Source organism: Arenibacter sp. 6A1 (assembly GCF_012272855.1).
GTDB lineage: Bacteria > Bacteroidota > Bacteroidia > Flavobacteriales > Flavobacteriaceae > Arenibacter.
In genome coordinates, this window is record NZ_JAAXCQ010000013.1 from 24,431 (window position 1) to 37,640 (window position 13,210).

Here is a 13,210-nt window from a genome sequence, read left to right on the forward strand (position 1 = left end):
AGAAAGAAATGATAAATTATAGAATAGTTAAGAATTTTGCTGCTACAGTTGTATTTGGACTGTTGTTTACAGGTTGTACAGACTTAGAGCCAGAACTATATAGTGATTTAACTACTAAGAACGCTTATAGTACGGAAAGCGATATTGATGCTGCGTTAACTGGCACATATTCTCAGTTGAATCCTTATCCTGGAGATGCCTACCTTTATTATGCTGGTTACTTAGTGATGATTTCTGATTATGCCACAGATATGGGATTTTCTACTGCCGCAGGAGACCCAACCAAAATGAGTAATTTCACCTATGACGATAATAATAGATACTTCCGTTTAAATTGGAGAAGCATGTATCAGGTTATTAGTAATGTCAACATACTCTTGTCTAAAATTGATGATGTTGCCATGGATGAGACTAAGAAAAATCAAATTAAAGGGCAGGCACGATTTTTACGGGCTTTAGCATATCGCGATCTAACCGATTCTTGGGGACCTGTTCCTTTGATTACCAGTGCAGAAAATCCAACCGAGAGTGAAAATTTGCCACTTGCTCCGGTCTCTGAAGTAGATGCTTTAATTATTGAGGATTGTCAATTTGCAGCAGAGCATTTGCCTGAACAGTGGGATCCTGAATATGGAATCGGAAGGGCTTCTAAAGGAGCGGCTCTTACACTTGCAGGTAAAGTATATATGCGTTCACACGACTATTCCAATGCTAAAATTTATATAGATCAAGTGTTAAAACTTAGGGATAAAGGAGTTTATAGCTTAAATCCTGATTTCAAGAATGAATGGTCAGAAAGTAATAAAATGGATATGGGACTTATATTCGGAATATTACATGAAGCTTCTCAAAATGGCGGGGAGATCACAAATCATTTTGGACCGAGTGATCATAAAATTGTTCAGAACAGATGGCAATATTATGCCGTTTCACTTCCTTTTTGGAGAAAGTATTCAGATTTAGATCCTCGAAAAGATTTTTTCTATTTCAACTACGAAGGTGCCTCGCCTAGGGATGGTAGTACTTCAAGTGGTTTTTATTATAAAATTCCGGAAGTTGGAGAAACAGCACCTCCTAATGACACTACAAGATTGCTTCAAAATGTTGCTACCAAAAAATATTCACATGAAATGATCTCAAATTCATATCTAGATGGTAGGACTATTCAGGTTTTTAGAATGGCAGATGTTATTCTATGTAAAGCCGAAATAGAGAATGCACTTTCAGGACCAGCTGCTGGATTACCTTATTTAAATGAAGTAAGAATACGTGCTGGTGCACCTGCTTATGGAAGTAGTTCAGAGTTCCCGGTACCAGCTACACAAGACGACATGATAAATGCTCTAGTAGATGAGAGAGGATATGAATTGGTTTTTGAATATCATCGAAGACCAGATTTAATACGCCTAGGTAAGTATGTAGAAATATCTAACGCTTATTTGACTGAAAGAGGGTTGGCACCAATTGTTACACCGAACATGCGCTATTTCCCATATCCTTTAGAAGAGGCTTTGATTCATGATGAAATGCAAGCAGAAAACGTAATTAGATTGCCGTAATTTAAAAATGAAGGAATGCAAAATAATTTTCGAGGAGTTTTTTTAGTAGGATGCGCTTTAGTATTTGTATGTCTTGGAGGTTTCTACTACTATAATAGTGATATAAAAATCGAAAAGGTTGAATTGGTTTCACCAGATAATTCAGCTCTAAAAGAAGACATCCATATTGCCTTAAATAAGGAATCATCGCTTTATGTTGAATATTGGAAAGAGGGTGAATCTAAGAAATATAGAACACCTGTTTCAGAAAGCAAGGTAGACCATACTGTCCACCTTGTTCTTTTGGAGCCGAACACCACTTATGAGTATCAAATTATCATTAATGGATTGCTTAATAGGTCAACAAAACATCGTTCTTTTAAAACGCGGGAACAATCAGCGTGGATGGTGCATAACTGGATAAAAGAAGAAAAACTTAATGATGCAACAGCTCTTGGAGAAGGGTTGGTAATGCTGTGTTATCGCGGTTATCCTGGGTACATTGCCATGGTTGACGGAAAAGGGACCATTCGATGGTACTGGCAAGATAAGACAATGGGAGTTCGTCTGGCAACCATTACACCGAGAAATACCATATTGGCTCTTTTGGCTCCAGCCAATAGGGATGAATTCAAAACAACTGAAAAAGGTAAGGAAACAGGAGTTGCCACTTATTATTTGCGGACCGGAAAAATCGGTTTTGTGGGAGGAACGGAAATAGCAGAGATAGACCTTGAAGGAAATGTTCTATGGCGGACTAATATAGAAGAAAAAGATATCGTATTTCACCATGACCTACAAATGAATCAAAAAAATCAGGTGATGAGTATTTTTAGGGACTATAAAATGTATGATTTGGAAGGAACAGGAATGGCAAAGGATACTTTATGGGGTGATGGTGTAATGATAATGGATACCCTAGGTAAGGTTGTGAAGAAATGGTCCGCTTGGGATGTTTGGGATATTTCTAAAGATAAAAGAATCAAAGAATATGCAGGGGATCGGTTTCATTTCAATTCTTTATCCTTAGATGCGGATGGGAGTTACTTACTTTCTACTCCAGTAGAAAACCAAGTCTGGAAGGTTGATTCAAACACTGGAAAGATAAAATGGAAATTGGGTAGAGATGGTGATTTTGAAATGGATTCTACTGCCTACTTTTATTTCCAACATAACGCTCATTTGAACAAATACGGTGATTTAATGTTGTTCGATAATGGAGATTTCTCACCGAATGACACCACAAAAATTAATAAATTGTCCAGGAGCCTTTCGTTTGAATTAGATACTGTTAAAATGAAGGCCAAATTAAAAATTAATGCTACCCTGCCCTCTTTATATTACACAGCGAGGATGGGGGCTACGTTTTTAATGCCAAATAATAATATCCTGCAAACTAGCTCCAAAACTGGAGGAGTAGTTGTTACCGATCAAAAAGGGAAAGTGCTTTGGTCATTGAATTCTCATTTTATCCCTTATAGAGCTGAATATGTTCCATCTACCATTTGGAGAAAATACATCAATTTTAAACAATAGAAGAGGAGGTTTGTTAAAAGGATCAGTGCATTTTTGTACAAGCCTTACGATTATACGGATTGATTCCCTAGCAACGTGTAAGTCAATGTTCTTACGGAAAACTTGCAGAGAAATTACCCTTCTAGACCAGAACGTATTTTTTCCAGATTAAAAGAATTAAATGGAATCCTGTCGTGTCCTGAAATCACGAGAGATATGTAATAAAAAAATCAAAACAAATTAAAACAAAGGAAATGAAATCAAAAAAGACGAAATCTATGAATTCCTCTTGCCTCATGAGTCTTAGAAGCTTAACATGGCTATTGTTTGCATTTTTGTTATGCATAGGAAACGTTTCCGCCCAAAAACAAATCTACCCTCCCGAAAAGGAATTATGGGATGCCGATTCCCTAGGGAACCACAGGGCCTTGGTACAAGTAAACAAAAAGGTAAAAAGTGTTACGGTGGCCATTGAATGGCGAAACCGCAATGTAAAACCAGAACAGACTGTTTATGTGATGGACCCGGAAAACCAAACGGTTTCCAATGTTGTATTATGGGAAATGGGGCCCGAGAGAGGAGTCGTCACATTTGATACTTCCGAAAAAACAGGGGTTTTTCAACTCTATTATTTACCCTATAGGTTAGAGGGGAGAGCCAATTATCCCACCGTAAATTATCATCATCAAGAGCATAAAGTCAGACCGGCAACAAAACAATTTAAAATTAGCAAGCTCAAAGTTGCAACGGTTATCGGACTGGAATCGGTAGATACTTTTAACGGCAATGACCCCATGGAGGTTATCGCTACTAAAAATGAAGTACATCGGTTAAAAGCGTCGCACCCCCAAAAGACGTACCTAGTTTTTCCAGAAAAGAGAATTCGACCTATAAAAATGAAAAGCTTTTTACCTAAGGTATGGGCAGACACGGATATTGCCTCGGATTTCTCCGATGAGACCATGAAAGGGGAAAATTTCACCTTTCAATTGGGGGTTTGGGCCTTTAATCAGGATCTTGAAGATGTAGGTGTTTCATTTTCAAATCTAAAGGATGCAAAAGGGAACGAAATAAATGCTACTGACATCACTTGTTTTAACAAAGAAGGGATTGATTATACAGGCACGGATTTTTTAAAAACCATCAATGTAGGGAAAGGAAAGGTACAGGCCCTATGGTTTGGCGTTCGGGTCCCCGAGGATATTGCCTCCGGCACCTATAGCGGAACCGTAACGATAAGCCCTAAAAATGCGGCTCCCTCCATCGTTACTATCAGCCTCAGGGTATCGGATAAGACTGCAATGGAACATAATATCGCAGAACCATGGAAACAAACTCGTTTAAACTGGATCAATTCTACATTGGCTCAACAAAACTCGGTCATTGAACCTTACCTGCCTTTAGAGGTGTCAGATAGTACCATTTCTTTGTTAGGACGTAAGGTAACCATTGGAAACACCGGATTTCCAAACCAGATCCAAAGTTTTTTTACGGAGGCAATGACCTCGATATCAACAGTTTCCAAGGACCTTTTAACAGCTCCATTTCGATTTAAATTGATGGGAGAAAATGGAAGGGAAATCAAACTAGAAAGTAATGGCACCACCTTTTTAAAAAAGGAACCGGGCATAGTGTCCTGGAATGCCATTACTGATTCGCCAGAAATTAAAATGGAAGTAAACGGAGCGTTGGAATTTGATGGATTCGCTAGTTTTGTAGTTAAAGTCATTGCAAAAAGAGATATCAATCTTCAAGATATTGCCTTACATATTCCTTTCCATAAAGAATCGTCCAAATATATTTTGGGACTAGGTCTTAAAGGGGGGCAACGCCCTGAAACTTTACACTGGAAATGGGATGTGGCCCATAAAAATCAGGATGGCGTATGGTTGGGAGGTGTCAACGCCGGAATGCAGTTGAGCTTAAGGGATGAGCACTACGAACGCCCGCTAAACACCAATTTTTACCTTCAAAAACCCTTGACATTACCCACATCTTGGGGCAATGAGAATAAGGGCGGAATAAATATCGTCACTGATGAAAATACCGTAATGGTCAATAACTATAGTGGTAAAAGGGCTATGAAAAAGGGAGACATCCTATATTACAATTTTACGCTTCTGATCACCCCTTTCCATACCTTACAGACCGATGCCCAATGGAATGAAAGATACTTTCACTCCTATAAGCCAATAGATTCGGTTATCAAAAGCGGATCTAACGTCATCAATATTCACCATGCCAATGAGCTTAACCCCTATATCAATTATCCATTTATTGCCACCAAGGAAATGAAAGAATATGTTGATGAGGCCCATAAAAAAAATCTCAAAGTAAAAATATACAACACGGTACGCGAAGTCTCCAACAGGTTATATGAACTATATCCATTACGTAGCTTAAACAACGAGGTTTTCTCCAAAGGGCCCGGCGGTGGCTATTCTTGGTTGCAAGAGCACTTACAGGACAATTATATTGCTGCCTGGTATGTGCCAACCTACAAGGATGCTGCGATTATTAATAGCGGAATGAACCGTTGGCACAACTATTATGTGGAGGGGATGAATTGGTTGGTACAAAATATTGGTATTGACGGAATTTATTTGGATGATGTGGCCTTCGACCGGATTACCATGAAAAGGATAAAAAGGGTGCTTACAAAAGAGGGGCACTCCGGATTGATCGATTTGCATTCTGCGAATCAATTCAATGAAAGGGACGGCTTCAACAACAGTGCTAACCTGTATATGGAGCATTTCCCCTATATTAATAGATTGTGGTTTGGTGAGTATTTTGATTATGAAGCCGGGTCCCCAGATTTTTACCTTACCGAAGTGAGCGGTATCCCCTTCGGACTCATGGGAGAGATGCTACAAGATGGTGGAAATCCATGGAGGGGAATGATCTATGGCATGACCAATAGAATGCCCTATCAAAAGCAGAAACCAGATCAAATTTGGAAGGTATGGGACGATTTCGGTATCAAAGGATCCGAAATGATCGGGTATTGGGTTAGTGATAATCCCATAAAAACCAATAATGAAAAGGTGCTGGCCACCGTTTATAAAAAAGAGTCCAAGGTTTTGGTGGCCATCGCAAGTTGGGCCGCAGACGATACCAAAATAAAATTGAACATCGATTGGAAAAAATTAGGAATCGATCCGAAAACCGCTAAAATAAAAGCCCAGGAAGTGAAAAGCTTTCAGCCATCGGCGGTTTTTAATATCGGCGATGAAATTCCCGTGAAAAAGAATCAAGGTTGGTTATTAATAATTGAATAAGTATGACAAATCACAGTATACTATTGATCGCTGTCCTTTTTGTAAACTCGATCGTTGCACAGGACAATGCAACTTATAAGGAATATTCTAAAGAATACAGCACCTATTCTTTTTCGGATCCTGATCTCATTCCAGCCCAGGCCAAAATATATCCCTATTTCCGTTTCGATGGATTCACCAATCAGGGCAAACCCCAGCAATGGAAAGTGGTAGTATTGGAAAACGATTATATAAAAGTACAGATCATGCCCGAAATAGGCGGGAAGGTATGGTCTGCCTATGACAAAATCCACCAAAAAGATTTCCTGTACAATAATGGGGTGGTTAAATTTAGGGATATCGCTATGCGCGGACCTTGGGTAAGTGGCGGTATTGAGGCTAACTATGGCATTATAGGACACACCCCGAACAGTGCTACCCCTGTAGATTATGTTGTGAAAAATAATGAAGATGGCAGCGTAAGCTGTTTTACCAGTGCCTTGGATCTCCTTACCCGTACAAGGTGGGTCATAGAAACTAAACTGGAAAAGGATAAGGCCTATTTTACTACTACCTCCTATTGGTTTAATGCCACGGAGGAAGAGCGCCCCTATTACACTTGGATGAATGCCGGTATCCCTGCGGGTGCCGACCTGCAGTTCCTCTATCCGGGCAACAAATATATTGGCCATGATGGCAGCTCGCACAATTGGCCAATGGACAAGGAAGGCCGTAATCTATCCAAATATTCGGAAAATAACTTTGACGGATCTAAATCCTTTCATGTTATGGGAACGCACAGCAATTATTTTGGGGGATTTTGGGAAAAGGACGACTTTGGAATGATCCGATATTCTAACCGAGGTGATAAATTGGGCAAAAAAATATTTCTTTGGGCCCAATCCGATGCTGGTAAAATATGGGAAGACCTGTTAACAGATACTAGCGGACAATATGTAGAAATCCAAAGTGGACGTTTGTTTAATCAGAATGTGTTTAGCAGCAGCTTAACACCATTTAAGCAAATGGGATTTAAACCCTATGCCGATGAGTCCTGGACGGAATATTGGTTTCCCTTCGGAGAAATAAACGGTTTTACGGATGCTAATACCATGGGTGCATTTAAAATTCAGCGAAAGGGGCAGCAACTAGAGGTTAAAATGAGCCCTGCACAACAACTCCAAGATTCCCTAAAGGTCTATAATAAGGCAGGGAAAAAGATAGCTTCCACTAATATATCTTTAACACCTTTAAAGCCTTTAAAGATAAGTTTGACACTCCCCGAAGGAGAACAGCCTTCTATTTTGGAAGTAGGCAAGGCGAGAATCGTTCTAGAAAATAACGAACTCCAAAATCTCAGTAGGCCACAGGAAATTTCCCAGGATTTGGATCCAGAAAGTGCCTACGGACTTTTTCTGCAGGGAAGAGACCTTTACCGATTTAGAAACTATGATGATGCAGCGAAGAAAATAGAAGCTTCCCTATTAAAAAATGCGGCCTTTGTTCCTGCCTTGGTAGAAATGGCGAAACTTAAGTTGCATCGTATGGAATACGATTCGGCTTTTTACTATTCCAAAAAAGCCCTGAGTTTGGACACCTATGATGGTGATGCAAATTATTACTACGGTATTTCAGCCCTTAAAACCGACCGACACTATGATGCTTTGGATGGATTTGAAGTGGCTAGTCTGTCGCCCAGTCATAGAAATGCCGCCTACACCTCCCTCGGTCGGATTTATTTAAAAGAGATGGATCTTTTGAAAGCCGAAGAATACGTGCATATGGCATTACAGGGCAACCCCAATAATTTAGAGGCCTTGAAAATACTGCATGTATTGGCAAGACTCAACAATAATGAGGCCCTTTTAAAGGAAACTGCCGCTAGAATACGTCAGCTGAACCCCATTGATCATTTTATCCGATTTGAAAAATTTTATCAAGATCCAACTAAGGTAAATGAGGAAGATTTCGTAAACCTAATAAGAAATGAAATGCCCATAGAATCCTTTCTAGAATTGGCAATATGGTATGCAAAGCTAAACAGGACCTCGGAAAGCATTGCCGTTTTAAAACTGGCACCCAATAATGCGGAAAGCCTTTACTGGCTAGCTTGGTTGCATAAAGAAACGGGAGCCTACACCAAATACTTGGAAGAGGCAGAAGAAGCCTCCTTGGATTTTGTCTTCCCCTTTCGGGAAGAATCCGTTGAAGTTCTCAATTGGGCGGCATCGGTAAACAAATCGTGGAAACCCAATTACCTAATGGCCCTTATTCAAGATTTCAGGGGCAATCGTACCAAAGCGGTTTCCCTATTAAATAAGTATGAACAAGTAGATTTTGCACCTTTTTACATCTTTAAGGCGAGAATAAACGAAGGAGCTTCGAGAGAAGCAACGCTGGCCCTGATAAAAAAAGCGATGGAGCTACAGCCGAAACAATGGCGTTACAAAAGAATATATGCTCAAATTTTATCTCAAAATGACGATACCCAAAAGGCGATAAAGGTTTTAGAAAACACCTATAAAAGCGACAAGGGAAATTATGTGGTAGGATTGGACCTAATCAATACGTTGATGTTGGGAAACCAATATGAAAAGGCCGAAAAAATACTAACTGACCTATATATTCTTCCGTTTGAGGGGGCTTCCGACTCGCGAAAGTATTATAGACAGACCAAATTGATGTTGGCATACAAGGCCATGGAGCAAGGCAAATATTCCGAAGCCATTAAAAAAATAGAAGAGGCGGAAGAATGGCCAGAGCATTTGGGGGTTGGGAAACCGTATGCCAATTTAATCGATACCCGCTTGGAAAATTCCTTGAGAGTACTGATCTATACTCACATGGGCTCTAAGGAGATGGCAACGAAATATGCTGAATTAGTAACAGCTGGTCCGATTAAAAAGGAAGCGGTATTGGATGAAATTAAAACCATAACCTTAAAAAAAGACCAACGGATGTTTTAGCGGAGTGCCAACAACCATAAAAGAACGGTAAACATCTCAACAGAATTAGAATAGTTTTCGTTTAAGTTTAGTTCAGGGTTATCTATGTTACATTCTCAATCTTAAAACCACATCCCGGGCCCCATTCAGCTCATCCAGTTTTACCCTAAGTTTTTCATTGGTTCCCAATGTAAACTTAGGGTATACACAAACAAATTGGACGCTTTGACCTTTGAGGACTACTTTAGGCATTTTAAACTGATAGATAGGGGAGAGGGGTAGTTCCTGATAAGATGCTTTTCGTCTTTTGTTGCCATTTACTTTAAAGAGATTTAAAGTGTTTATCTCAAAATCGATATGGGAATTGTTGGTGATTTCAAATAGGATAAAGACCTCATGCTCATAAAAGAAACTTTTGATCATACGGATGGAAATTCCTTTCTTGTTTTTTAATTGGTTGAGGGATATTGGACTTCGGAGCATTTGGGAGCTGAGTTTGGAATAGTCCGTAGGTTTAATAGTATCCTGTAACGTTTTGTGGGATGCCAGATCATTTTTTGGTTTCTGTTTATGGCCGACACCAGACTTTTCATTTCCGATACTTTCGGAGGCGGTAATAAAATAATTTAGTTTATCAAGGTTTTGGGCGTAACGTAAAAGATAGGAGTACACCTCGCCATTGGAAGTCACGACCAAAAGGTTGCTTTCTTCCCCGGGGATGGCCTGTAGTAAACCAAAATATTGTTCTTTATCACGGTTGTAACTAAAAGCGTACTTGGTAGAACCTGTAATTCCTTGGCGAATGGGATGTGGAAAGAATAAGGAAACGGTCTTTTGGTCATTGGCGAAAATGGTGTCAATGACCACACTATTTTGCGCATTTGAAAATGTCAGGACACAAAGAATACAGATCAAGGCTATTGAGTTTTTCATTTTGTATGATTTTTAATTAGCTTTTAGAACAAGCTTATATTTGTTACTTACTGCTACTTTAACGCTTCTATTGTTGCGTTGGAATACTTTTTTGATACCGCTTACTTGGGGAATTCCGGCTATATTTATATCGTTCAATAAATCACCTGCCACTTCGTTTGTTACTTCACCACGGAAACTGTTCACCACATAAATGCCTTCGAGCCCATCTTGCAGGTCAAAGGCTCTTAGTTTTACTGGAAGATGATCTATATTGTCGATTTTTATTAGGGTTCGGTTGGGTTGAAAACTAACGACTCCATAGACTAAGGTGTTTCTTGGAAAGGTCTCTATTCCTAATTTTATTTCCTGCAATAAACGCATTTGTAATCGGCTGTTGGCCTTCACCACTTGGTTGCCATCCACTTCTACATAAACGTCTCGGATATTGGGCGAAAATGAGAAAGGGTCTGAGACCGGGGCAGAAGCAAAGAACAACTGGTGCTCCAAAGCCAATTCTTTGGCAGAAACAGGTGTCTCGACTTCGTTCTTTTGTGAGGTAGAAGCAATAGTTTCTATAGGTCGCTCCTTAGTAGGAACTGAGTTTCGATACCTGTTTTCGGAATAATTGATCCGTCCTTGATTGTAAATGCTATCTACGATTCGTTGTTTATCCTTATCCAAGAAATTGGGGTCATATACGCCTGTGGCATCCAATAACTTTTCATCATAAATACTAGGTGCATTTTTCAATTGTACTTCCTTTATGTTATCGACAGCCTCCAGTTTGGTATTATACTCTTTTTGTTGTTGTTCCAATTTCGGAACTTCGGTATCTTCCAATGATTCATTATCAGTATTCCCGTTTTCCATGATTAAGAGCGCATAACCAAAAATGAACAGTAAAATGATCAGCAATACAGCGCTAAAGACAATTTTGTTTTTCTCAATTCTCATGGTTCAATTTTTTTAAGGACTTCTCAAAAAAGTTCGTGATCAAAAGACCGTGAGTGTTTTTTGGGAAATTGCGGTCTACATGGATCAAATTCCCAGTAGTTATTAATTCATAGGTGTCCACGACAGTACCCCTATTAATCTCAAATCTGGTAACGGTATTAAAAGTATAGGGCTCCTTCGAAAGGTTTATTTTGGAATCGACCTTAAGAACCTTCTGGACTAGTGAATATTGCAACAGGCGGTTATATACCCCGTCAGATTTTTTTTGTCTGTACAGGTCGTCTACAGAACTGTTTCCCAGCCATAAGGCCTTCTCTAAATTCTTTTTATAATTGCCAGCATCTATGTTATAGAAATAGGTGTGGAACAGTTCTAAATGGGACATTGCTTCCACGCTTAGGTTTTCTTTTTGTGAAACCAATTTTAATGGAATTACGCTCCCGTCCGTATTGATCATAAAGGCATTGTTAAGGGTGTCCCGATGCAGTTTTACCACAGATAAAATGGCAACAATACAAGTCACTGTGGTACCAATAACCATGGACCATACGATAAAGCGGTTTTGGTTCAGGAGGCTGTAAATGTTTTTATAAGGTGTTTTCATCTGTTCTGTTTTTTGATTAATAAGACAGCATATTATATTTAAAAGTGACCTATCCACCACTAAAAAGTCTAAAAGTAAAAGAGATGGCCCTGCGGTATAATTTGAACTTAAGGAGCACAATAAATCCAATAGATGCCAATTGTATCAGTGGTGCGTAATATCGACCACCCCAATCCGGACCGAACAGGCTGGGCCAAAAATTGGTGTTCACCTCGGTATAAAGGTTGTTAATAAAGATATTTACCAAGAAAAAGGCCGGTACCAACATATAGACCCCTGCATAGAGTTTAAAAAAGTTGTAGGCCATTGACCTGAACTTTTCAAATACGGCCAAGCTGATAACTAAAGGAAAAAAAGCCTGCATAATTCCCAACAAGAAAAATCGCTCTGCCAAAAATAACGGGTAGATAAAAAGGTCCAACAACCATAGGAACAAGCCAATAATGAAGGATACAAACCTTAATACGTACAAGGGAGTCACCAAGGACTCATATAACAGGGCCATGGCTTTTTTGGCGGCTTCCAAGGCACCCACATCCTGTTCAATGTCAATATCCTGCAACTGTAACGGGAGGAGTGCCGGAGCCGTGTCACGATATTGGGCCTCGATAGCTACCAAAATGTTGTCGAACACCCCTAGAACCTGTGTGGAAAAAATAACCAAAATGACCACTGTAAAATTCTTTGCCAGTTCTGTAGGGGTCAACCCCCAGGTGTAACCATCTTTGTTCGCAACCCCTTCATTGTATTTTTTTAAGATATTGATGAGAAAAAATAATAAAGCTAAAGTCTTCATACCCGTAATAGTATATTGCGAGAACTCACTGTTTTTCACCATCTGAAAAACGGTATCTACATATTCTAGCCCTATTCCTAAAAAAATATCTGACATTAGTATTTGGTTTCTCTATTGTTCATTTTGTCCTGCATCTCCCTAAAAGCAATAATTTCTCGGTACCGTCGGGTCTTAGTTTCTATCTCTGCCACCATTTCTTTGGATTCAAGTTCTTTTTTCTTCAAGATCGAAGCGCGTTCGGCATCCGTCATTCTTAGATTATCACTTGATAGTACCACCTCTATATATTCCATTCCCATTAAGGAATTTTCTATGATGTCGCTGAAGGATTCCGAGATCCGGGTGACTTCATGGGGTTTTATGTAGGTAGATTGGAAAATCTCCCTCAGATCATCCTGAACTATATCGAATAGGCGCTGATGGCTAAGCGCCAGTTCTTTTACAGCCCTTAGTTGTTTGATTACATTATTGACCTTATCCACGTTCTCTTTCTGTTGTTGTAGAAATTTTACGGTCTTTAATAATTGTGAGGTCTGCTTTCCCGATTCCAACAAGGATTTCGTAAAGGAGATAAAATTGGTGTTGTCATAAACAGGTAGGCCCTGTGCGCTAGCATCGACATTCGTCAGTAGGATCAATGTTGTGAACACAAGGAGTGTCTTGATTTTAGGTTTCATTTTTCT

At 39.5% G+C, this 13,210-nt stretch carries 9 protein-coding genes; 4 read left to right on the forward strand and 5 right to left on the reverse strand.

From position 1 onward, the window contains the following. The first annotated feature begins 8 nt into the window (after positions 1-8). The 4 genes from HCG49_RS12785 (at position 9) to HCG49_RS12800 (ending at position 9,279) form a co-directional block, all read left to right on the forward strand. Positions 9-1,559 (forward strand): RagB/SusD family nutrient uptake outer membrane protein, encoded by a 1,551-nt coding sequence (locus tag HCG49_RS12785; protein ID WP_168469925.1) that lies wholly within the window; start codon positions 9-11, stop codon positions 1,557-1,559. A gap of 15 nt (positions 1,560-1,574) precedes the next feature. Then, positions 1,575-3,074 carry an aryl-sulfate sulfotransferase gene (locus tag HCG49_RS12790; protein ID WP_168469926.1) on the forward strand — a complete coding sequence of 500 codons (1,500 nt, stop codon included), beginning with the start codon at positions 1,575-1,577 and terminating at the stop codon, positions 3,072-3,074. A 233-nt stretch (positions 3,075-3,307) separates the two neighbouring features. Continuing rightward, positions 3,308-6,334, forward strand: a complete 3,027-nt coding sequence (locus tag HCG49_RS12795; protein WP_240938695.1) for a glycoside hydrolase domain-containing protein — start codon at positions 3,308-3,310, stop codon at positions 6,332-6,334. 2 nt (positions 6,335-6,336) lie between these two features. Further along, positions 6,337-9,279, forward strand: a complete 2,943-nt coding sequence (locus HCG49_RS12800) for a DUF5107 domain-containing protein (RefSeq protein ID WP_168469927.1) — start codon at positions 6,337-6,339, stop codon at positions 9,277-9,279. Positions 9,280-9,366: 87 nt separating this feature from the next. On the opposite strand, the gene HCG49_RS12805 is transcribed toward HCG49_RS12800, so the two are convergent. Genes HCG49_RS12805 through HCG49_RS12825 form a run of 5 tightly spaced genes read right to left on the reverse strand, consistent with a single transcriptional unit; the run spans position 9,367 to position 13,204 of the window. Continuing rightward, positions 9,367-10,191 (reverse strand): DUF4138 domain-containing protein, encoded by an 825-nt coding sequence (locus HCG49_RS12805; protein ID WP_168469928.1) that lies wholly within the window; start codon positions 10,189-10,191, stop codon positions 9,367-9,369. A 12-nt stretch (positions 10,192-10,203) separates the two neighbouring features. Then, positions 10,204-11,127 (reverse strand): conjugative transposon protein TraM, encoded by a 924-nt coding sequence (traM, locus tag HCG49_RS12810; protein WP_168469929.1) that lies wholly within the window; start codon positions 11,125-11,127, stop codon positions 10,204-10,206. Continuing rightward, a complete protein-coding gene (locus HCG49_RS12815; RefSeq protein WP_168469930.1) occupies positions 11,117-11,731 on the reverse strand; it encodes a conjugal transfer protein TraK in 615 nt (204 codons plus the stop codon). Before HCG49_RS12815 ends, traM begins: the two co-directional genes overlap by 11 nt. A 49-nt stretch (positions 11,732-11,780) precedes the next feature. Then, entirely contained in the window at positions 11,781-12,623 is an 843-nt protein-coding gene (locus tag HCG49_RS12820) for a hypothetical protein (protein ID WP_168469931.1), read from the reverse strand. After that, positions 12,623-13,204 (reverse strand): conjugal transfer protein, encoded by a 582-nt coding sequence (locus tag HCG49_RS12825; RefSeq protein WP_205764393.1) that lies wholly within the window; start codon positions 13,202-13,204, stop codon positions 12,623-12,625. Before HCG49_RS12825 ends, HCG49_RS12820 begins: the two co-directional genes overlap by 1 nt. Positions 13,205-13,210 lie beyond the last annotated feature (6 nt).